This window comes from Amycolatopsis sp. NPDC051758, from assembly GCF_044453095.1.
Lineage (GTDB): Bacteria > Actinomycetota > Actinomycetes > Mycobacteriales > Pseudonocardiaceae > Amycolatopsis.
In genome coordinates this window covers 196224-215923 of sequence record NZ_JBITCJ010000006.1, presented here as the reverse complement: position 1 = coordinate 215923, position 19700 = coordinate 196224, and the positions used below count along the sequence as shown (strand labels likewise).

At 70.4% G+C, this 19700-nt stretch carries 23 protein-coding genes; 20 read left to right on the top strand and 3 right to left on the bottom strand.

The window, feature by feature from the left end; genetic code table 11:
- Window positions 1–43 precede the first annotated feature (43 nt).
- The 12 genes from rsmD to ACIA5G_RS28260 all read left to right on the top strand — a co-directional run bounded on the left by rsmD (window position 44) and on the right by ACIA5G_RS28260 (window position 9695).
- The gene (gene rsmD, locus ACIA5G_RS28315; RefSeq protein ID WP_395928457.1) at window positions 44–604 is read left to right on the top strand and encodes a 16S rRNA (guanine(966)-N(2))-methyltransferase RsmD; all 561 of its coding nucleotides are present in this window, start codon (window positions 44–46) and stop codon (window positions 602–604) included.
- A 53-nt stretch (window positions 605–657) separates the two neighbouring features.
- Window positions 658–1143: a pantetheine-phosphate adenylyltransferase gene (gene coaD, locus ACIA5G_RS28310; RefSeq protein WP_395928454.1), complete on the top strand. Its 486-nt coding sequence runs from the start codon at window positions 658–660 to the stop codon at window positions 1141–1143.
- 131 nt (window positions 1144–1274) lie between these two features.
- On the top strand, window positions 1275–1982 hold the full coding sequence (locus ACIA5G_RS28305; RefSeq protein WP_395928452.1) for a ribonuclease domain-containing protein: 708 nt from the start codon (window positions 1275–1277) through the stop codon (window positions 1980–1982).
- Between the two features lie 149 nt (window positions 1983–2131).
- Complete coding sequence (locus ACIA5G_RS28300; RefSeq protein ID WP_395928450.1) at window positions 2132–2860, top strand: DivIVA domain-containing protein; 729 nt, start codon at window positions 2132–2134, stop codon at window positions 2858–2860.
- Between the two features lie 217 nt (window positions 2861–3077).
- Window positions 3078–3680: a YceD family protein gene (locus ACIA5G_RS28295; RefSeq protein ID WP_395928448.1), complete on the top strand. Its 603-nt coding sequence runs from the start codon at window positions 3078–3080 to the stop codon at window positions 3678–3680.
- A gap of 70 nt (window positions 3681–3750) precedes the next feature.
- On the top strand, window positions 3751–3933 hold the full coding sequence (rpmF, locus tag ACIA5G_RS28290; protein ID WP_247062158.1) for a 50S ribosomal protein L32: 183 nt from the start codon (window positions 3751–3753) through the stop codon (window positions 3931–3933).
- A gap of 13 nt (window positions 3934–3946) precedes the next feature.
- Window positions 3947–4702, top strand: coding sequence for a ribonuclease III (gene rnc, locus ACIA5G_RS28285; RefSeq protein WP_395928445.1), 756 nt, complete (start codon window positions 3947–3949; stop codon window positions 4700–4702).
- A gap of 101 nt (window positions 4703–4803) precedes the next feature.
- A complete protein-coding gene (locus ACIA5G_RS28280; RefSeq protein WP_395928443.1) occupies window positions 4804–6192 on the top strand; it encodes a polysaccharide lyase 6 family protein in 1389 nt (462 codons plus the stop codon).
- 30 nt (window positions 6193–6222) lie between these two features.
- Window positions 6223–7092 (top strand): bifunctional DNA-formamidopyrimidine glycosylase/DNA-(apurinic or apyrimidinic site) lyase, encoded by an 870-nt coding sequence (gene mutM, locus ACIA5G_RS28275; RefSeq protein WP_395928441.1) that lies wholly within the window; start codon window positions 6223–6225, stop codon window positions 7090–7092.
- A 58-nt stretch (window positions 7093–7150) separates the two neighbouring features.
- On the top strand, window positions 7151–7585 hold the full coding sequence (locus tag ACIA5G_RS28270) for a helix-turn-helix domain-containing protein (protein ID WP_395928439.1): 435 nt from the start codon (window positions 7151–7153) through the stop codon (window positions 7583–7585).
- 392 nt (window positions 7586–7977) lie between these two features.
- The gene (locus ACIA5G_RS28265; protein ID WP_395929257.1) at window positions 7978–8508 is read left to right on the top strand and encodes a hypothetical protein; all 531 of its coding nucleotides are present in this window, start codon (window positions 7978–7980) and stop codon (window positions 8506–8508) included.
- Window positions 8505–9695, top strand: a complete 1191-nt coding sequence (locus tag ACIA5G_RS28260; protein ID WP_395928437.1) for an MAB_1171c family putative transporter — start codon at window positions 8505–8507, stop codon at window positions 9693–9695. The genes ACIA5G_RS28265 and ACIA5G_RS28260 overlap by 4 nt, the downstream gene beginning before the upstream one ends.
- A 23-nt stretch (window positions 9696–9718) precedes the next feature.
- Here ACIA5G_RS28260 and ACIA5G_RS28255 read toward each other — a convergent pair whose 3' ends face one another.
- The gene (locus ACIA5G_RS28255; RefSeq protein ID WP_395928435.1) at window positions 9719–10624 is read right to left on the bottom strand and encodes an SMP-30/gluconolactonase/LRE family protein; all 906 of its coding nucleotides are present in this window, start codon (window positions 10622–10624) and stop codon (window positions 9719–9721) included.
- 62 nt (window positions 10625–10686) lie between these two features.
- On the opposite strand from ACIA5G_RS28255, the gene ACIA5G_RS28250 reads away from it, so the two are divergent.
- From ACIA5G_RS28250 to ACIA5G_RS28235, 4 genes are all read left to right on the top strand, one after another.
- Entirely contained in the window at window positions 10687–11133 is a 447-nt protein-coding gene (locus tag ACIA5G_RS28250) for an Lrp/AsnC family transcriptional regulator (protein ID WP_395928433.1), read from the top strand.
- A gap of 89 nt (window positions 11134–11222) precedes the next feature.
- Window positions 11223–11546 (top strand): PadR family transcriptional regulator, encoded by a 324-nt coding sequence (locus tag ACIA5G_RS28245; protein ID WP_395928431.1) that lies wholly within the window; start codon window positions 11223–11225, stop codon window positions 11544–11546.
- Window positions 11543–12769 carry a DUF1700 domain-containing protein gene (locus ACIA5G_RS28240; RefSeq protein WP_395928429.1) on the top strand — a complete coding sequence of 409 codons (1227 nt, stop codon included), beginning with the start codon at window positions 11543–11545 and terminating at the stop codon, window positions 12767–12769. Before ACIA5G_RS28245 ends, ACIA5G_RS28240 begins: the two co-directional genes overlap by 4 nt.
- 154 nt (window positions 12770–12923) lie before the next feature.
- Window positions 12924–13811: an alpha/beta fold hydrolase gene (locus ACIA5G_RS28235; protein ID WP_395929254.1), complete on the top strand. Its 888-nt coding sequence runs from the start codon at window positions 12924–12926 to the stop codon at window positions 13809–13811.
- A 282-nt stretch (window positions 13812–14093) separates the two neighbouring features.
- Here ACIA5G_RS28235 and ACIA5G_RS28230 read toward each other — a convergent pair whose 3' ends face one another.
- Window positions 14094–14615 carry a general stress protein gene (locus tag ACIA5G_RS28230; RefSeq protein ID WP_395928427.1) on the bottom strand — a complete coding sequence of 174 codons (522 nt, stop codon included), beginning with the start codon at window positions 14613–14615 and terminating at the stop codon, window positions 14094–14096.
- Between the two features lie 211 nt (window positions 14616–14826).
- Here ACIA5G_RS28230 and ACIA5G_RS28225 point away from each other — a divergent pair, with 211 nt between their 5' ends.
- From ACIA5G_RS28225 to ACIA5G_RS28210, 4 genes are read left to right on the top strand one after another with little or no spacing between them, the layout of a single operon-like run.
- Window positions 14827–16191: a glutamine synthetase family protein gene (locus ACIA5G_RS28225; protein ID WP_395928425.1), complete on the top strand. Its 1365-nt coding sequence runs from the start codon at window positions 14827–14829 to the stop codon at window positions 16189–16191.
- Entirely contained in the window at window positions 16172–16885 is a 714-nt protein-coding gene (locus ACIA5G_RS28220; RefSeq protein WP_395928423.1) for a gamma-glutamyl-gamma-aminobutyrate hydrolase family protein, read from the top strand. The genes ACIA5G_RS28225 and ACIA5G_RS28220 overlap by 20 nt, the downstream gene beginning before the upstream one ends.
- The gene (locus ACIA5G_RS28215; RefSeq protein ID WP_395928421.1) at window positions 16882–18246 is read left to right on the top strand and encodes an aldehyde dehydrogenase family protein; all 1365 of its coding nucleotides are present in this window, start codon (window positions 16882–16884) and stop codon (window positions 18244–18246) included. The genes ACIA5G_RS28220 and ACIA5G_RS28215 overlap by 4 nt, the downstream gene beginning before the upstream one ends.
- On the top strand, window positions 18246–19013 hold the full coding sequence (locus tag ACIA5G_RS28210; RefSeq protein ID WP_395928419.1) for a 3-oxoacyl-ACP reductase: 768 nt from the start codon (window positions 18246–18248) through the stop codon (window positions 19011–19013). Before ACIA5G_RS28215 ends, ACIA5G_RS28210 begins: the two co-directional genes overlap by 1 nt.
- On the opposite strand, the gene ACIA5G_RS28205 is transcribed toward ACIA5G_RS28210, so the two are convergent.
- Complete coding sequence (locus tag ACIA5G_RS28205) at window positions 19010–19216, bottom strand: hypothetical protein (protein ID WP_395928417.1); 207 nt, start codon at window positions 19214–19216, stop codon at window positions 19010–19012. The two genes, ACIA5G_RS28210 and ACIA5G_RS28205, sit on opposite strands and share 4 nt — an antisense overlap.
- Window positions 19217–19700 lie beyond the last annotated feature (484 nt).

The window sequence follows — 19700 nt, the reverse complement described above, 5'->3', positions numbered from 1 at the left end:
TCCCGGCCATCCGTGCTCCGTGTCCTGCCTCCACAATCGGGGGGTGACCAGGATCGTGGCCGGGACGGCGGGCGGGCGGCGGCTGAAGGTGCCGCCGAAGGGCACCCGGCCGACGTCGGAACGTGTGCGGGAAGCCCTGTTCAACGCCCTGGAGACGGCCGGCGAGCTCGACGGCGCCCACGTCCTCGACCTCTACGCCGGCTCCGGCGCGCTCGGTCTCGAAGCCCTTTCCCGCGGCGCCGCGGACGCCCTGTTCGTCGAAGCCGACCGGCGCGCGGTGGACGTCCTGCGCGGCAACGTCTCGGCGCTGGGCCTGGGCGGCACGGTCCGGGCCGGACAGGTCGAGGCGGTCGTCGCGGCGCCCGCGCCCCGGCCGTTCGACCTGGTGCTGGCCGACCCGCCGTACGCCGTGGACGCGGCCGCGCTCGGCGTTGTGCTCGCTTCGCTGGCGGCGGGGGGCTGGCTGGGGTCGTCCGCGCTGGTCGTGGTCGAGCGTGCGGCCCGCGACGGGGCGCCGGACTGGCCGGGCGGCTTCGAGCCGTCGCGGGAGAAGAAGTACGGCGACACCGCGGTGTACTGGGCGGAGTTCGCGGCTGTGGTGTGAACCACCCGGCGCGGGACGCGCGAGGCGCGGCCGGGCACGGTAGCGTCCGCGCCATGCGGCGTGCGGTCTGTCCCGGCTCCTACGATCCGGCCACCAACGGGCACCTCGACATCATCGAGCGGGCGGCCCTGCTGTTCGACGAGGTCGTCGTCGCGGTGGGGGTGAACAAGAGCAAGAAGGGCCTCTTCGAGATCGAGGAGCGCCTGGAGATGCTCCGCGAGATCACCGCGAAGCTGCCGAACGTCCGGATCGACTCGTGGGAAGGCCTGCTGGTCGACTACTGCCGCGACAACGGCATCGCGGCGATCGCCAAGGGCCTGCGCTCGGTCAGCGACTTCGACTACGAGCTGCAGATGGCGCAGATGAACCGCGAGCTCACCGGCGTCGAGACGCTGCTGATGGCGAACAACCCGGCGTACGGGTTCGTGTCCAGCTCGCTGGTGAAGGAGGTCGCGGCCCTCGGCGGCGACATCCAGCACCTGGTGCCGGCGGTGGTCTACGAGCGCCTCTCGGAGAAGTTCCCGAAGCTCGGCGCCTGATCATCCACAAGAGACCGGGACGCCCGGTTCCCGTCGTTCGGCCCCCTACGTTCGTCGGGACTTCCGCCGCGCACGGCCGGAGTTCACGTTCCCGCCTTCTGACGATCATTCGACCGGGTTACGGTCCGAAAATGACCAACTACCGATCACGCCTGGTCGCGGTCTTGTTCGCGCTCCTGGCCACACTGTCCATGGGGGTCACCGCCGCCGAAGCGGTGACAGCATCACCGGCTTCACCGGCCGTCGCCGCGCAGAACGCGTGCGGGAACCTCTCCGGGTTCTCCCACACGACGCTCTCAGCCCTGCCGGCCGAAGCGACGACGACGTACAACCTGATCCAGAAGGGGGGTCCCTTCCCGTACCCGCAGAACGACGGCGTCGTCTTCGACAACCGGGAAGGCATCCTCCCGGCCTGCGCGTCGGGCTACTACCACGAGTACACGGTGCCGACGCCCGGCTCGAGCAACCGCGGCACGCGCCGCATCGTGACCGGCAGCGGCGGCGAGTACTTCTACACCGGTGACCACTACGCCACCTTCAAGGTCATCGACATCGGCGGCGGCACGACGCACGCCTGCGGCGACCTGTCCGGCCTCACGAAGATCGGCTACTCCCAGCTCTCGGCGGCGGCTCGCACGGTGGTCGACAACGTCCGCGGCGGCGCGACCAGCAGCACGACCTACGAGAACCGCGAAGGCGTGCTCCCGGCCTGCGCGTCGGGCTACTACAAGCTGTTCAACGTCGGCACGAACGACCGCGTGATCTCCGGCAAGGCGGGCGAGCTCGCCTACACGCCGGACCACTACGTCACCTTCAAGCGGATCGACCTGAATTCCTGACGCTCGTCACCGATCCGGGCAGCACCGCCCGGTAGGGGACGTCGCCGGCGCGGGCGTGGCCCACGGGACACGCCCGGTGCCGGTGGCGTTCACCGGTTCCGCGGGGAAAACGGGCAGACTGATCTCAGCGACAGGGGATTGGAGTTGCCGTGTACCGGGTTTTCGAGGCGCTCGACGAGCTCGTCACCATCGTCGAGGAGGCGCGCGGCGTCCCGATGACGTCCAGCTGCGTGGTGCCCCGCGGCGACGTGCTCGAGCTCCTCGACGACGTCCGCGACGCGTTTCCGGGCGAGGTCGACGACGCTCAGGACGTGCTGGACAAGCGCGACGACCTCATCCACGCCGCCCGCAAGGAGGCGAGCGAGACGGTCGCCGGCGCGAACGCCGACGCCGAGCGGGCGATCGCCGAGGCCACCGACGAGGCCGAGCGCATCGTGGCCGACGCCCGCGCCCGCGCGGAGCAGATGCTCGCCGACGCGCACGACCAGGCCGACCGCACGGTCGCGGCGGGCCAGGCCGAGTACCAGAACCTCACCGACCGCTCCCGCGGCGAGTCCGAGCGCATGATCCAGGCCGGCCGCGACGCCTACGACCGCGCCATCGAGGACGGCCGCGCCGAGCAGGCCCGCCTGGTCGCGCAGACCGAGGTCGTCCAGGCCGCACACGCCGAGTCGGCCCGCATCGTCGACGAGGCCCACGCCGAGGCCGACCGCCAGCGCGCGGACTGCGACGCGTATGTGGACGGGAAGCTGGCGGAGTTCTCGGAGCTGCTGGCGACCACGCTGCGGACGGTCGACTCGGGCCGCAACCACCTGCGCTCCCCGTCGAACCTCCCGAACAGCGGCGGCCGCCCGACGCTGTACGACTACCAGGTGTGACGAGGATCTCGACTCCGTCCAGCTGACCGCAGAGCCGAGTTGTCCACAGCCCGGCAGTCTTGGGGACAACTCTGGCTCTGCGGCGGGCTTTCGCGGCTTTCGTCGGTCGCCCCCGATACGCTGGACAGGGGACGCCCCCCAAGGGAGGGCGGGGGCCGCTCCGCTCCGCGAGGGACCAGCTCAAAAGGGGTGGCGACCTGTGCGTACCCTGGTCTGGATGTCCGAGAACAAGACCCCCCAGCTCGACGACCGCAGCCCCTGGGTGCTCGACACCCGTGAGCTCGGCCGTCACGCCGGCCTCAGCCGCGCCGTCCGGCGCAGCGTGCCGGTGGAGACGCCGCTCGGCGTCCCCGACGTGATCACCATCGAAGCCGGCTCCGAACTCAAGCTCGACCTGCTGCTCGAGTCCGTCGTCGAGGGCGTCCTGGTCAGCGGCACCGCCACGGCGACCGCGAAGGGCGCCTGCGCGCGCTGTCTCGACCCGCTGACCGAGGAGGTCGAGGTCGAGGTCCAGGAGCTGTTCGCCTATCCGGGGTCGGCCACCGAGGAGACCACCGACGAGGACGAGATCCCCCGGCTGGTCGACGACAAGATCGACCTCGAGCCGATCGTCCGCGACGCCGTCGTCCTGGCCCTGCCGCTGGCGCCGCTGTGCACCGAGGACTGCGCCGGGCTCTGCATCGACTGCGGCGTCAAGTGGGCCGATCTCGAGCCCGGACACGGGCATGAGAAGATAGACCCTCGGTGGGCCGCACTGGTCGAGCGCTTCGACGAGAATGCGGGCGAGAAGCCTGCGCCGGGTCCCGCTGAGCAAGCCTGACGAGCGACCCAGCTCGTTGCGGAGGAAGTTCGCTCGCACCGCGAGCAGACCGTCTTAAGGAGATCTACTCGTGGCCGTCCCGAAGCGGAAGATGTCGCGATCCAACACGCGCGCGCGCCGCAGCCAGTGGAAGGCGGCTCCGGTTCAGCTGGTGCCCTGCTCCAACCGCGCCTGCAAGCAGCCGAAGCTCCAGCACATCGCGTGCCCGTCGTGCGGCCAGCACAACGGCCGCCAGGTCGTCGAGCCCGCCTGATCGGGTAGCCGACATGGGGGGCAAGACGCCCGGGGGACCTCCGGCCGATCCGGCGCCGTTGCTCGAAGCGCTCGGGGTCGTACTCGACCCCGAGCTGCTCCGGCTGTCGCTGACCCACCGTTCGTACGCGTACGAAAACGGGGGTCTGCCGCCGAACGAGCGGCTGGAGTTCCTGGGTGACGCCGTGCTCGGCATGGTCGTCACCGATCACCTCTACACCACCCACCCCGACCTGCCCGAAGGTCAGCTCGCGAAGCTCCGTGCCAGCGTGGTCAACATGCACGCGCTGGCCCGGGTCGCCCGCGGGCTCGGCGAGGGCGGGCTCGGGGCACACCTGCTGCTCGGCAAGGGCGAAGAGCTCACCGGCGGCCGGGACAAGGCGAGCATCCTCGCCGACGGCCTGGAAGCGGTGATCGGCGCCGTCTACCTCGCGCACGGCATCGAGATCGCGCGCAAGCTCGTGCACCACCTCTTCGACGGCCTGCTCGCCGAAGCTCCGCTTCGCGGCGCCGGTCTCGACTGGAAGACGAGCCTGCAGGAGCTGACCGCGTCGGCCGGTTTCGGCGTGCCCGAGTACAAGGTCGAGGACACCGGGCCGGACCACCGCAAGGAGTTCACGGCCACGGTCCTCGTGGCCGGCCGCCCGCTGGGCAACGGCACCGGGTCGACGAAGAAGGAAGCCGAGCAGAAGGCCGCCGAGACGGCTTGGCGCTCGCTGTCCGCCGAGATCGAGGCCCAGAAGCAGGCCGAAGAGAAGCCGGACGCCTGAAAGTCGCGTCCTGATCATCGGGAACCCGCGTTGACGGCTCCGCTCGCCGCTCAGTAGTTTTGTGGCATCCGCCGCATTTGATCTCACTGAGAGGCTGGCGGATGCGTCTGTTCTTCGTTCCCCTGATCACCGCGGCGCTGGTCGTCGTGCCCGGACCGGCGGCGACGGCCGCGCAGACCGTCCGGGTGACCTCGCTGTCCGCGTTGCAGTCCGCGCTGGACAAGGCGAACGCAGGCGACACGATCGCCCTGGCCGACGGCTCCTACGCGGCGAGTTCGACACTCTCGATCAAGCGGTCCGGCACCGCGTCCGCGCCGGTCACGGTCACCGCCGAGCACGTCGGCAAGGTCACGGTCACCGCCGAGCACGTCGGCAAGGCCACGATCACCGGCTCGAAGACGTTCTCCTTCGCGAGCGGCGTCTCGAACGTGGTGCTGCGGGGCTTCAAGTTCCGCAACGGCGCGTCCCTGAGCATCCCTGCCGGCGCGTCGCACAACCGGTTGTCCCGCAACGACTTCCAGCTCACGAGTGACGGCAACTGGGTCACCGTCAGCGGGGACGACACCGAGGTCGACCGCAACGTCTTCCAGAACCGCACCAGCCAGGGTGTCTTCCTGCAGATCCTGGGGCCGAGCAAAGCCATGGCGCAGCGCGTCCACGTGCACCACAACTACTTCTTCAACCACCAGTTCGCCGGCTCGAACGGCGGCGAGTCGATCCGGCTCGGTCTCAGCGACCACCAGTCGTACCCGGCGCACGCGCTGCTCGAGTACAACCTCTTCGAGAAGGCCGACGGCGACAGCGAGGCGATCTCGGTCAAGTCGTCCGACAACGTGGTGCGGTACAACACGATCCGCGACAGCGTGGGCTACATCGTGCTGCGCCACGGCAACCGCAGCGTCGTCGAAGGCAACCTGCTGTTCGGCTCGGGCATCCGGTTCCACGGCAACGACCACAAGGTCGTCGGCAACTACGTCGCCAACACCGGCGGACGCGCCATCGTGTTCGGCTCCGGCGACGAGGCCGACAGCGGCCCGACGAGCAAGCTGCACGACCGCCCGGACCGCGTCACGGTCGCCTACAACACCGTGCTCGGCAGCAAGGAAGTGATCGACGGGGACGGCGGCGACTTCAAGCCGAAGGACTGCGTGGTCGCGGACAACGTCGTGAAGGGGACGTCCGGCACCCTCGTGACACTGCCGAGCGGGTCGACGGTGAAGTACGAAGGCAACATCACCTTCGGAGGCGCCGCGGGCATCCCGTCGCGCAACGTCGACCCGAAGCTGGTCAAGGACGCGAACGGGCTGTTCCGGCTGGCTTCGGGCAGCCCGGCGATCAACACCGGCGCCGGGTCGTACCCCTTCGCCGGGACGGACTTCGACCTGCAGGCGCGCACCGGCGTGTACGACGTCGGCGCCGACGAGTACTTCGCCTCCGGCGCGACCCGCGTCCCACTGGTGAAGGCTGACGTCGGACCGGCCTCGACATAAACTGTCGTACCCGCGAGGCACAATGGCCGTATGCCCGAACTCCCCGAGGTCGAAGTCGTCCGCGTGGGCCTCCAGGCGCACGTCGCGGGCCGGACCATCCGCGCGGCCGAGGTCCTGCACCCGCGCGCCATCCGCCGGCACGCGCTGGGCGCGGAGGACTTCACGCAGCGGCTGAACGGCACCCGCGTCGAGGCGGCGCGGCGCCGCGGCAAGTACCTGTGGCTCGAGCTGTCCGACAAGGAGGCGCTGCTGGCCCACCTCGGGATGAGCGGGCAGATGCTCGTCCAGCCCGAGGGCGCGCCGGACGAGAAGCACCTGCGGGTGCGGCTGCGCTTCGAAGACGACGGCCCGGAGCTGCGCTTCGTCGACCAGCGGACGTTCGGCGGCCTGGCGCTCGACGACCTCCACGACATCGGCGGCGACGTGCTGCTGCCCGACACGATCGCGCACATCGCGCGTGACCCGATGGACCCGGCGTTCGACCTCGACGCGGCCGTGCGGGCGCTGCGGTCGCGGCGCACCGAGGTCAAGCGGGCCCTGCTCGACCAGACGCTCGTCTCGGGCATCGGAAACATCTACGCGGACGAAGCACTGTGGCGCGCGAAGCTGCACTGGTCCCGGCCGACCGAGAAGCTCACCCTCGCGAAGGGCCGAGAGCTGCTGTCGGCGGCGTCGGACGTGATGAATGCGGCGCTGGGCGCGGGCGGCACGTCGTTCGACGCGCTGTACGTCAACGTCAACGGGCAGTCCGGCTACTTCGACCGGTCCCTGGACGCGTACGGCCAGGAAGGCCTGCCGTGCGGCCGGTGCGGCACGGCGATCCGGCGGGAGCCGTTCATGAACCGGTCGTCGTTCTCCTGTCCGCGCTGCCAGCCGCGGCCGAGAGCGAACTCGCGTTGATTAATGGTGTTCGCGCTTCAGCTAGGATGAATGTGCCTGGTAGCTGAGGGAGTGCATCGTGATCAAGGAGCCCGGAAAGTCGACGCTGTCCGACAAGATCGACCGGCTGTTCCACGTGGTCCGGAGGTCCGATCGGGAGCCGTTCAGCAACGAAGAGGTCGCGAAGGCCTGTCGTGAGGCAACGGGCGAGAGCTTCTCGACGACCTACCTGTGGCAGCTGCGCACCGGACGCCGGGACAACCCGACCAAGCGGCACCTGGAAGCGCTCGCGCAGTTCTTCGGCGTGCCGCCGGCGTACTTCTTCGACGACGAGCAGAGCAGGAAGATCGCCGAGGAGCTGGCCCTGCTCGGTGCGCTGCGCGACGCCGGGGTCCGTGACCTGGCCCTGCGCGCGGTGACCCTGTCGGCCGACGGGCTCGACACGATCAGCGACATGGTCGACGCGATCGCCCGGCGGGAAGCCGGTCGCGGAGGGCCCAAGAAGGACGGCTGAGGAAGGCCGAGGTGGCGGACGCGGCCAGGCCGGGTTCGCTCTAGGCTGGCCTGAAGCGACCGCGGGACTTCCCGAGGCGGCTCGACGTGGCGGACGTGAACGGGCGGCGGGGCCGTTCCAGGTGGCGAGAAGTGGCGAAGTCCGGCCGGAGCGTTTCAGAGCGGTGAAGATCGGCTTGGTGGGCGTGATCGGCCGGCCGGAGGCGTTCTAGGCTGGCACGAACGGCGGACGTGATCCGCCGGTCCGGGACGTGCCGGGGTGGCGGCGTCCCGGCGAGCCGACGGTGACCGAGGTGGGCGCCGGGCCGGGGCCGTCCTGCGGTGGTGCGGCGAGGGAGGGCTGAGGTGGCAGAACTCTGGCAGCGGCTTTCCGCGCGCCGTCCGGGCCATGCGTTGTGGCGGCGTGCCCGCGAAGTCGCCGAAGGGGTCAGCCTGCCGGAGCCGTTCGACGCCGAGGAGTTCGTCGCGAGCCTGGCCGCCGGACGCGGCCGCCCGATCGAGCTCATGCCGGTCAGCGCACCCGAAGGCGCGCCGTGCGGGCTGCTCATGAGCACCGAGCGCGCCGACTACATCCTCTACCCGACCAACACCACCGCCCTGCACCGGCGGCACATCCTGCTGCACGAGGTCGGGCACCTGGTCTGCGGCCACACCGGGGCCGACATCGGCGCCGACGGTGTCGCGATCGACGCCGCGGCCGGGCGGCAGCTCATGCCGAACCTCTCGCCGGAGCTGGTCCGGCGCGTGCTCGGCCGCACCACCTACACGGAGGTCCAGGAGCGGGAGGCCGAGCTCGTCGCGAGTCTGCTCGCCCAGCGCGTCGTGCGGCCGGAAGAGCCGCGCGAGCCGGCGCTCGACGTCCCGGAAGGCGTGCAGCGCTTCGACTCGCTGTTCGGCGGCCGGTCCCGCCGCCGCGCGCCGTGATCGAGACCCTGGCGTACTTCCTGTGCGTGGTGGGGTTCGCCGGGTTCGGGTACAAGCTGATCGAGGCCCGCCACAGCCAGCCGGTGCGCACGATGTGGTTCCTCGCCGGGTTCGGGATCTGCATCGCCGGCGGCATCGTGGTGCTGACACCGGCGATGGAGGCCTTTGTCGGCCCGGGGCCGGTCGCCGAGTGGGTCCTGACCTTGGCCGGCGACGAGCTGAAGCTGGGCGCGATCGGCTTCGCCGTCGCCTTCACGCAGTCGGTGTGGCGGGGCGAAGGCGCGCGGCTCGCGCCGCACGCGCTGTTCACCGGGGCGGCGATGGTGCTGCTCGCGGTGTGCTTCGCGCTGTCCGAACCGGAGCGCGTCGGCGACGAGACGGTGTTTTCGTCCGGCACGCTGCCGTTCGCCCTGGGCGACAAGGCCGTGTTCCTGCTCTACAGCCTGATCAGCCTCGGCCTGCTGATCGCGGTGTTCGCCCGCAGCGCGTGGCACGCCGAGCCGGGGCCGCTGCGCGCCGGGCTGTGGCTGCTGGTGGTCGGCGTGGGCGCGGCGTTCGCGTGGACGTTCTGGGACATCGACGACGTCCGCCGGCTCGCGCAGTCGGCGCGGATCGGCGCCCGCGAAGATCTGCTGTCTTCGGTGCTCGCGGCGACGACCGTCTGTTTTGTGGCGGCCGGCGCGACGCTCAGCGCGTGGTCACCGTCGGTGTCGTCGGTGATCGGGCGGGTCCGCGCTTATCGTGCCTACCGCCGCATCGAGCCGCTGTGGAAGGCGTTGCGCGCGGCCGTGCCGGGCATCGCCCTCGACCCGGGCCGCGAACTGGCGGCCGGTGCGGAGTTCGCGCTGTACCGCCGGGTCATCGAAATCCGCGACGGCCACCTCGCGCTGCGAGCCCACTTCGACCCGGACCTCCCGGCGCGCGCGGAGGCCGAAGCACGCCGCGCGGGAGTCCGCGAACCGGACGTAGCGCCCACGGTGGAGGCGGTGACCCTGGCCGCGGCCATCGAGGCCGGCCGCGAGGGGCGGCGCTTCGAGCCGGGGGAGGGCACGCCCGGCCACCTTCCCGAAGCCGAGGCGGACGCCGACGCCGACGTCACCGCGGAGGCGGCTTGGCTGGTCCGGGTCAGCCGGGCGTGGCAGCGCGGAGCGGTGCTGGACCGGGTCCGCACGGCGGCAGTCAGCTGACCGGTACCTTGCGGCGCCGCTGGTCAGCGTGGGTAGCGGGCGCCGTTCACCGTCACCCTCAGCGTGTACAGCGAGCTCGAAGCCGTGATGAACAGCTCGTTCCCGCGGGCGCCGCCGAAGGTGAAGTTCGAGCAGATCTCCGGCACCCGGAGCTTGCCGATCCGCGTGCCGTCCGGGGCGAAGCAGTGCAGGCCGTCGTGCGCCGCCGCCCAGACGTGGCCGTTGTTGTCGACGCGGACTCCGTCAAAACCGCCGCTGTCGGACGTCGCGAAGATCTCGCCGCCAGTCAGCGTTCCCGTCGAGCTGACCCCGAACACGCGGATGTGGCTGGGTTCCTGGCGCGTGTCGGCGATGTAGAGCAGTGACTCGTCGGCCGAGAACGCGAGCCCGTTCGGCCGCGAGAAGTCGTCCGCCACGATCGTGACCGAGCCGTCGGAAGGCGAGACGCGGTAGACGTGACATCCGCCGATCTCGCTCTCCGCGCGATACCCCTCGTAGTCGCTGTCGATGCCGTAACTCGGATCGGTGAACCAGATTGACCCGTCCGAGTGTTCGACAACGTCGTTGGGGCTGTTGAGCCGCTTCCCCTGGAACTCCGACGCCAGCACGGTGATCGAGCCGTCGTGCTCGGTGCGCGTCACCCGGCGGCGGCCCTGCTCGCAGCTGACCAGCCGGCCGGCGCGGTCGACCGTGTGCCCGTTCGAATACCCGGACGGCTGACGGAACACCCCCACCTGGCCGGTGGTCTCGTCCCAGCGCAGCGTGCGGTCGTTCGGGATATCGCTGAACACCAGGTAGCGCCCGGCCGGGAAGTACGCCGGCCCTTCGGTCCAGCGGCAGCCGGTGTGCAGGCGCTGCATCCACTCGTCGCCGTTGACACGCGCGAAGCGCTCGTCGAGCACCTGGAAGTCCGTCTTGAGCCGATCCATGCCATCACCCCTAATGAGATTCTGCAAATAGCATGGATTGCCGAACCTGATATGGTCAAGCCGTGGATGACGTGGACCGCATGCTGCTCTCGGAACTGCAGCGTGACGCGACGCAGGCGTACGCCGCGCTCGGCAAGGCCGTCGGCCTCTCGGCCGGCGCGGCCCACGAGCGGGTGCGCAAGCTGCGCGAGCAGGACGTGATCCGGCGGACCACCGTGGACGTCGACCCGGTGGCGGTCGGCCGGGGTGTCGCGGCGTTCGTCATGATCGAGGCGAACGCCTGGATGGGTGACGAGCCGGTCCGCGCCGCCCTCGAAGCGCTGCCCGAGGTGGTCGAAGCCCACGTCATCGCGGGGCCGGCGTCGTTGCTGGTCAAGGTGCGGACGCCGACGACCGAAGAGCTCCAGGCGTCGCTGCGCCGGCTGTTCGCGATCGACGGTGTCACCGGCACGCAGACGATCGTCGTCCTCGAATCCTTCTTCGAGCGCCCGGTGGACCCGACCGCCTGAAGGAAGCCCGACACGCCCGTTCGGGCCCTCGCCGTGCGCACTACTGTGCAATGCGTGGTACCTTCCCAAGCGTAAGACTGGAGGGTGCAGTGGAGATCAGTCAGCTGCTCAAAGGGGTGCTCGATCTGGCCGTGCTCGCGGTGCTCCGCGGGGAAGACGGTTACGGGTACGACGTACTGCGAAGACTCAGGGCCGCCGGCCTGGACGAGGTGGGGGACGCGTCGGTGTACGGGACGTTGCGCAGGCTCTACAAGGCCGGCCTGCTCACCTCGTACGTGGTGCCGAGCGAGGAAGGGCCGCACCGCAAGTACTACAGCCTGAACGAGCCGGGCCGGCTCCGCCTGGCGGAGTCGGGAAAGACCTGGCAGAGCTTCGCATCGACGATGAACGTGCTTTTGGGAGAGGCAGCATGAGCGAGAAGCCGACCGCCGTGCGGGTGTATCTGGCGCGGGTCCGCACCGCGCTCGCCGACCTGCCCGCGAGCGAAGTCGAAGAGATCCTCGAGGACGTCCGGCCGCACCTGGCGGAGCTGGAAGCCGAGCTGGGGGAGGGCGCCCGCGTCGAGGCGCTGATCGAACGGCTCGGCTCGCCGGAGAGCTACGCCGCCGAGCTGCGCGCGTCCGGTGGTTACCCGCCGGCCGCGGAGGGCGCGACGCAGGTGATGACGAAGCCCGCGTCACCCGGTCTGGTGAAACCGCGGATCGCGTTGTGGGGCCTGGTGGTCTGCGCGCTGGGGCTGGCGCTGCTGGCGTTCAGCGCCGCCGTGACCATCCACGCCGACGTGCTCCTGGGGCTGCTGGTGTTCCTGCCGGTGTTCCTGATCAGCCTGGCGCTGCTGCTGCGCGGCGGTGTCGAGCCGGTGCTGTCGCTGCCCGAGCTGGTGTGGCTGCGGGGCGCGCTGGCCAAGGGGCGCGAGCAGGAGGACACCGGAAAGGTGCTGCGGTACCTCGGTTCGCTGAAGCCGGCGTGGTGGATCCTGTGCGCGATCACGCTGATCGGGTTCGGGGTGCTGCTCATGCTCCGGGAGAAGGACGCGGTGCTGCTGCTGCCGTTCCTGCTCGTCGCGGGCGCGGCGATCGTGTGGGCCGGCCCGCGGGTGCGCGGCGACCGGCGGCTGCTGTGGGTGGCCGTGCCGGTCTCGGCGTTCGTCATCGGCGGCGCGCTGGGCGGGTTCGGCGCCGCCGTCGACCTCGTCTCGAACCGGAACTCCTACCAGGGCTCGACGTCGTACTACCCGACGTCCGACCGCTACGGCAACGACCAGCTGAACTACGGCAACCACGAGATCGAGAACGTCTACGCGTTCGACGCCGAGGGCAAGCCGCTGACCGAGGTCTACCTCTATGACGAGGAAGGCAGGCCGATCACCCTGACCCGCTACGGCTGCGAACGGTCGTCGGGCACCAAGGAGAAGATCGGCGAGGACAACCGCTTCCCGCGGCCGCAGATCCAGCAGGGCGTCACCGACGACGAGGGCAACTACAACGGCTACAACGGTTATCGCTCCTCCTGTCGCGAGAACGCGGGGGTGCCGTTCAGCGCCGCGATCCCGAAGGTGACGGCTCCGCCGCCTTCCCCTTCGTCCAGCACGCCGACTCCTTCGTCGACGCCGGCCTCGCCGACACCGACGAAGTAACGGGGGAACGAACGCCAGGAGCGGAGGTCGGGGCCGCTCCTGGCGTTCACCCGATCCGAACGTCCGCGAAACGTGGGCGTGGTGAGCTGGGCGGGTGCCGGACACCTTCGCTCCGCGGACCCGGGTGGTCCACGGGTACGAGCGCGCCTACCGGATGGGCGGGCGCGGGCCGGCCCTGCTGTTCCTGCACGGCATCGGCGACGACTCGTCGACGTGGCTCGACCTGCTCGCCTCGCTGGCGGGCGAGTACACGGTGATCGCGCCCGACCTCCTCGGCCACGGCGCTTCGGCCAAACCCCGCGCGGACTATTCGGTCGCCGCGTACGCGTGCGGCATGCGCGACCTGCTCACGACGCTCGACGTCGACCGGGTCACCGTGGTCGGGCATTCGCTCGGCGGCGGTGTCGCGATGCAGTTCGCCTACCAGTTCCCGGAACGCTGCGAGCGGCTCGTCCTGGTCGGCTCGGGCGGGGTCGGGGCGAGTGTGCACCCGTTGCTCCGGCTGGCCGCCGCCCCGGGCGCGGGCCTGGTGCTGCCGCTGCTCGGCTCGCGGCCGGCGCTGTCGGCGCTGCGCGGGTTCGCGGAGCTGCTGCGGCTGTCCGAGGACCTCGACTACGTGCTGGCCCGGTACGTCCGGCTGCTCGAGCCGAGCACCCGCTCGGCGTTCCTGCGCACCCTGCGCTCGGTGGTCGACTGGCGCGGCCAGGTTGTCAACATGCTGGACCGGTGTTACCTGACCGAGGGAATCCCGACGCTGCTGGTGTGGGGAACGGACGACCGGGTGGTGCCGAGCGGCCACGCGCTGCGCGCGCACCGGGCGATGCCGGGCAGCCGGCTGGTGCTGTTCGAGGGGGCGGGCCACTTCCCGCACCGGTCGGACCCGCGCCGGTTCCTGGAGATCCTGCGGGAGTTCCTGACGGAGACACCACCGGCGCGGTACGACCGGGGACGCTGGGGTGAGCTGCTGCGCGAGGGCCGGCCGGTGAGCCTGGCGGATCCGGCGGAGATCCCGGACGCACCGACGGTGTCCTCAGGCACCTGAGCAACCGCTGGCTCGCCGGGAGCTCACCGGACCTGAGCAGCCCCCGTTTTCCACGCTACCGGCGACCACCGACAGTTCCAGCGTCTTCCGGCGTCCTTCGCGCGGGTTGTCCACAGCCCGGGCAAGCGCCCCAAGGCGGCCTTGGTTGCGTCTGACGCACCGAAGGCCGCCTTGGGTGCGCAAGACGCACCGAAGGCCACATTGGGGCGCTCGCAAACCGGCGCCGGACATGACGAAGGCCGCCTCCGGAAACCCGGAGGCGGCCTTCGTGGTCAGTCAGCGTCAGTGGCCGAAGGCGCTCCTCGCCGCGAGGTCGGCGAGCAGGGCGCGGCCCTTCTCGGCGTTGCGGGGCTGGGACAGCACGTCGTAGCGGCGCGCCACCAGCTGGCTCTGCGAGATGAACCCGCGCTTGTTGCGGTTCGCCGCGTAGCCCAGTGCGCCGAACAGCAGGTTGAACCCGAGGCCGGCGACGAGGCCGATCGCGATCGGCACCAGTCCCGCGCCGGGGTTCAGCAGGCTGAGCACCAGGCCGAGGAACAGGCCGAACAGCGCGCCGGACGTCGCCGCGCTGCCGAGGACCTTGCCCCACGACATCTTGCCCGCGATCCGCTCGACGAGCATCGGCTCCACGCCCACGATGGTGACGTCGGTGACCGGGAAGTCCGTGCCCGCGAGGTGGTCGACCGCGCGCTGTGCCTGCTCGTAGGACTCGTACGTGCCGATCGGCCAGCCGGTGGGCAGGGTCGGCAGCTGGGGCCGGGCCTGCTGCTGTCCGATCGTGGTCTGCGTGAATGCTGTGGTCATCGATCTCACCTCTCCTGCCCCGTACAACGTGGGAGTACCCCGGATTCCTCCCTTCGCGCCGAATTCACAGACTCTTCTCAGCCGGGCAAACGGCCCATACCGGCCGCCGATCCAATGGTTCAAGAAAATACCTTTGTTCCGGTTGACCCGCGCGGGGTCACCGGGTAGGAAGGACCGGCAAAGGATTCGCATCAAACCTTTGGGGCGGCAGATGGCACGCAGGCGAGGTTTGCTCACGCTCGACGAGCTCCGGGCGCGCGTGGACGCGGGCTCGATCGACACCGTGCTCGTCGCGATCACGGACATGCAGGGCAGGCTCCAGGGCAAGCGCTGCTCGGCGGAGTACTTCCTGGACGAGGTCGTCGGGCACGCCACCGAGGCGTGCAACTATCTCCTGGCCGTGGACGTCGACATGAACACCGTCGACGGCTACGCGCTCTCCTCCTGGGACAGCGGCTACGGCGACTTCGTGCTGCGTCCCGACTTCGAGACGCTGCGGGAGATCCCCTGGCAGGAGGGCACCGCGCTGGTGCTGGCCGACGTCGAGCGCGTGCAGGGCGGGCCGGTGTCGGTGTCGCCGCGCCAGATCCTGCGCCGGCAGCTCGAGCGCCTCGCCGAGCGCGGGCTCGCCGCCTACGTCGGGACCGAGCTCGAGTTCATCGTCTTCGACGACACCTACGAAGCCGCCTGGGACAAGCGCTACCACGGTCTCAAGCCCGCCAACCAGTACAACGTCGACTACTCCATGCTCGGCACCGCGCGGCTCGAGCCGCTGCTGCGCCGCATCCGCAACGACATGGCCGGCGCCGGCCTCTACCCGGAGTCCGCCAAGGGGGAGTGCAACCCCGGCCAGCAGGAGATCGCCTTCCGCTACACGGACGCGCTGAGCACCTGCGACAACCACAGCGTCTACAAGAACGGCGCCAAGGAGATCGCCGCGCAGGAGGGCAAGAGCCTCACCTTCATGGCGAAGTACAACGAGCGCGAGGGCAACTCCTGCCACATCCACATCAGCCTGCGCTCCACCGAAGGCCGCGCGGTCCTGGCGGGGGACAGCGAGCACGGCTTCTCGAAGCTGATGGAGCACTTCCTCGCGGGCCAGCTGGCCGCCCTGCACGAGCTGACGTACTTCCTCGCGCCCAACATCAACTCCTACAAGCGGTTCGTCCCCGGTAGCTTCGCGCCGACCGCGATCGCGTGGGGCACCGACAACCGCACCTGCGCGTTGCGCGTTGTCGGCCACGGCGAGTCGCTCCGCGTCGAGAACCGCGTGCCAGGTGGGGACGTCAACCCGTACCTCGCCGTCGCCGCGCTGATCGCCGCCGGCCTGCACGGAATCGAGAACGAGCTGGAGCTGGAAGAACCCTTCACCGGCAACGCCTACCACTCCGGCCGGGACACGGTGCCGACCACGCTGCCCGAAGCCGCCGCGGCGCTCGCCGGCAGTGAGCTGGCGCGCGAAGCGTTCGGCGAGGACGTTGTCGAGCACTACCTGAACGCGGCGAAGATCGAGGTGGACGCCTACAACGCCGCCGTCACCGACTGGGAGCGAGTTCGTGGCTTCGAACGACTCTAGGCCCGTCATCGGGCTGACCACCTACCTCGAGCCCGCCAAGTTCCTCGTCTGGGAGACGGAAGCCGCACTGCTGCACCGGGTCTACGTCGACTGCGTTGTCGCCGCGGGCGGCATCCCGGTGCTGCTTCCGCCGGTCAGCGACGCGTACGACCGGCTCATGTCCACTGTGGACGGGCTGGTGCTCACGGGCGGCGCCGATGTCGAACCCGAGCGCTACGGCCAGGAGCAGCACCCCACGACCTACACCAGGCCGAACCGCGACGCCTTCGAGTTCGGCCTGTTCGAAGCGGCGCGGAAGGCGGGCAAGCCCGTCCTCGGCGTGTGCCGCGGCCTGCAGGTGATCAGCGTCGCCCTCGGCGGCACCCTGGTCCAGCACCTGCCCGAGGCCCGGGAGTCCACCGAGCACCAGCCCGCGCCCGCGACGTTCGGCCAGGGCATCGTCACCCTGGCCGACGGCAGCCGCGCCGCCGGGATCCTCGGCTCGGAAACCAAGACGCTTTGTTACCACCACCAGGCGATCGACCGGCTCGGCGACGGCCTGGACCCGGTCGGCTGGTCGGCCGACGGCTCGATCGAGGCCGCCGAAGCGCCGGGTGAGGGCTTCCTGCTCGGCGTCCAGTGGCACCCCGAGCAGGACACCGACGACGTCCGGCTGTTCCAGGCCCTCGTCGAAGCGAGCAAGGAGAGGCGATGACGACGTTCGACGTCCTGAACCCCGCCACCGAGGAGGTCGTGCGGACCGTCCCGCTGACCAGCGCCGAGGAGACCGACGCGGCGATCGCCCGCGCCCAGGCGGCGTTCCCGGCGTGGCGCGACGTCACCCCCGGCGACCGCGCGCGGCTGCTGCGCCGCTTCGCCGACGCCGTCGAGGCCGACATCGAGCACCTCGCGCGGCTCGAGGTCGAGAACTCCGGGCACACCATCGGCAACGCCCGCTGGGAGGCGGGCAACGTCCGCGACGTCCTCAACTACTACTCCGCCGCGCCGGAACGCCTGATCGGCCAGCAGATCCCGGTGCCCGGCGGGGTCAACGTCACTTTCCACGAACCGCTGGGCGTGGTGGGCGTGATCGTGCCGTGGAACTTCCCGATGCCGATCGCGGGCTGGGGCTTCGCGCCCGCGCTCGCCGCCGGCAACACCGTCGTCCTCAAGCCCGCCGAGCTGACGCCGCTGACCGCGATCCGGCTCGGCGAGCTGGCCCGCGAGGCCGGCATCCCCGAAGACGTCTTCCAGGTGCTGCCCGGCAAGGGATCCGTTGTCGGGCAACGGTTCGTGGACCACCCGGGGGTGCGCAAGGTCGTCTTCACCGGCTCCACCGAGGTCGGCAAGCAGATCATGGCCGGCTGCGCGGCCCAGGTGAAGCGCGTGACGCTGGAGCTGGGCGGCAAGAACGCGAACATCGTCTTCGCCGACGCCGACCTGGAGAAGGCCGCGGCGACCGCGCCCTACGGCGTCTTCGACAACGCGGGCCAGGACTGCTGCGCGCGCTCGCTGATCCTGGTGCAGGCGAGCGCGTACGACCGCTTCATGGAGCTGCTCGAACCCGCGGTGCACGGCGTTGTTGTCGGCGACCCCGGCGACGAGAAGACCGAGATGGGCCCGCTGATCTCCGCCGCGCACCGCGAAAAGGTCGCGTCGTACGTGCCGGACGACGCGCCCGTCGCGTTCCGCGGCACCGCGCCCACCGGGTCCGGCTTCTGGTTCCCGCCGACCGTCCTCACCCCGCCCGACCTGCGGCACCCGGCCGTGGCGGACGAGGTCTTCGGCCCGGTTGTCGCCGTGGTGCCGTTCGCCGAGGAGGCCGACGCGCTCCGGATGGCCAATGCGACCGAGTACGGCCTGTCCGGCTCGATCTGGACCCGCGACGCCGGCCGCGCGTGGCGGGTGGCGCGGGGTGTCGAAGCCGGCAACCTGTCGGTCAACTCGCACTCTTCGGTGCGCTACTGGACGCCGTTCGGCGGCTTCAAGCAGTCCGGCCTCGGCCGCGAGCTGGGCCCCGACGCCGCGGCGGCGTTCACCGAAACCAAGAACGTCTTTCTGAGCACGGAGGAGTAATGGTCCAGCGTTTCGAAGGCCGCGTCGCGGTGATCACCGGCGGCGCGAGCGGCATCGGGCTCGCTTCGGCGCGCCGCCTGGCGAGCGAAGGCGCGAAGGTCGTCATCGCGGACCTGACGCCGGTCGAGGGCAAGGCCGCCGCCGACGAGATCGGTGGCGCGTTCGTCCAGACCGACGTCACCGACGCCGAGCAGGTGGAGAGCCTGTTCCACACCACCGTCGAGCAGTTCGGCTCGGTCGACGTCGCGTTCAACAACGCCGGCATCTCACCCCCGGAGGACGACTCGATCCTCACCACCGGCATCGACGCGTGGGAGCGGGTCCAGCGGGTCAACCTGACGTCGGTGTACCACTGCTGCAAGGCCGTCCTGCCGCACATGCAGCGCCAGGGCAAGGGTTCGATCATCAACACGGCGTCGTTCGTCGCGGTGATGGGCGCGGCGACGTCGCAGATCTCCTACACCGCGTCGAAGGGCGGGGTGCTCGCGATGAGCCGCGAGCTGGGCATCCAGTTCGCGCGGGAGAACATCCGCGTCAACGCGCTGTGCCCGGGCCCGGTGAACACCCCGCTGCTCAAGGAGCTGTTCGCGAAGGACCCGGAACGCGCGGCGCGGCGGCTGGTGCACGTGCCGGTCGGCCGCTTCGCCGAGCCCGAGGAGATCGCGGCCGCGGTGGCGTTCCTGGCCAGCGACGACGCCAGCTTCATCACGGCGTCCCAGTTCCTGGTCGACGGCGGCATCTCCGGCGCCTACGTGACGCCGCTCTAACGGCGCGTCTTCTCCCCGGGTTTCCGCACGCCGTACACCTCCCGCAGGTACTTCCAGGCCGCGTTGAGCGTCTTGCGCTCTTCGGAGATCTGCCGTTCGCGCCGCCGCAGGATGCGAGTGGCGATCTCGGCGGCGAGGAAGGCGCCGGCGGCGAAGGTCAGCGTGCCGACGATCAGGACGAGGGCGATCACGGTGGTGGTCATGGTCACCAGCGTCGACGTGGTGTGGGCGATTTGTCCCTGCGCAAAACTAGCGGGTTTCGTTAGCTTTGTGAGGTGACGCACTGGCGCGCTTACCTGCGGGTGCAGACGTTCCGTTCCATCGAAGCGACCAGCATGTCGGCCTTCGCCCGGTCGCCGAGCGACACGGCGGTGTACTGGACGACTTCGCTTCGTGGCATGGCGGCGAGGTTGTCACAAGCGACATCGGTGGATCGCTTGGAACTGGGAAGGAGTTCCTGCACCTGCTCCGGCGATGCCACGCTCCCGGGGAAAACGATCGACGCGGTGTCTCGGACCACGGCCTCGTAGTCGGGCGCGGATCTGCTGGGCCCTGTCTGCCGGTCCACGGCGAGGGCGACGATGACCGCGGCCGCGATCGCGGCGGCAGCCCCCAGGGACCACGAGGCTGCGAACCAGAAGCTTCCGCCGGGCGTAGTTACCCGGCGAAGATCGGGTCTCTGCTGCG

What these genes read in the sequence shown, in the direction of transcription:
- ACIA5G_RS28230 (WP_395928427.1), bottom strand. Translation starts at nt 14,615, where the DNA reads ATGACCACAGCATTCACGCAGACCACGATCGGACAGCAGCAGGCCCGG.
- ACIA5G_RS28235 (WP_395929254.1), top strand. Translation starts at nt 12,924, where the DNA reads ATGGGCGGGCGCGGGCCGGCCCTGCTGTTCCTGCACGGCATCGGCGAC.
- mutM (WP_395928441.1), top strand. Translation starts at nt 6,223, where the DNA reads ATGCCCGAACTCCCCGAGGTCGAAGTCGTCCGCGTGGGCCTCCAGGCG.
- ACIA5G_RS28215 (WP_395928421.1), top strand. Translation starts at nt 16,882, where the DNA reads ATGACGACGTTCGACGTCCTGAACCCCGCCACCGAGGAGGTCGTGCGG.
- ACIA5G_RS28205 (WP_395928417.1), bottom strand. Translation starts at nt 19,216, where the DNA reads ATGACCACCACCGTGATCGCCCTCGTCCTGATCGTCGGCACGCTGACC.
- ACIA5G_RS28255 (WP_395928435.1), bottom strand. Translation starts at nt 10,624, where the DNA reads ATGGATCGGCTCAAGACGGACTTCCAGGTGCTCGACGAGCGCTTCGCG.
- ACIA5G_RS28225 (WP_395928425.1), top strand. Translation starts at nt 14,827, where the DNA reads ATGGCACGCAGGCGAGGTTTGCTCACGCTCGACGAGCTCCGGGCGCGC.
- ACIA5G_RS28305 (WP_395928452.1), top strand. Translation starts at nt 1,275, where the DNA reads ATGACCAACTACCGATCACGCCTGGTCGCGGTCTTGTTCGCGCTCCTG.
- ACIA5G_RS28280 (WP_395928443.1), top strand. Translation starts at nt 4,804, where the DNA reads ATGCGTCTGTTCTTCGTTCCCCTGATCACCGCGGCGCTGGTCGTCGTG.
- coaD (WP_395928454.1), top strand. Translation starts at nt 658, where the DNA reads ATGCGGCGTGCGGTCTGTCCCGGCTCCTACGATCCGGCCACCAACGGG.
- ACIA5G_RS28210 (WP_395928419.1), top strand. Translation starts at nt 18,246, where the DNA reads ATGGTCCAGCGTTTCGAAGGCCGCGTCGCGGTGATCACCGGCGGCGCG.
- ACIA5G_RS28240 (WP_395928429.1), top strand. Translation starts at nt 11,543, where the DNA reads ATGAGCGAGAAGCCGACCGCCGTGCGGGTGTATCTGGCGCGGGTCCGC.
- rnc (WP_395928445.1), top strand. Translation starts at nt 3,947, where the DNA reads ATGGGGGGCAAGACGCCCGGGGGACCTCCGGCCGATCCGGCGCCGTTG.
- ACIA5G_RS28295 (WP_395928448.1), top strand. Translation starts at nt 3,078, where the DNA reads ATGTCCGAGAACAAGACCCCCCAGCTCGACGACCGCAGCCCCTGGGTG.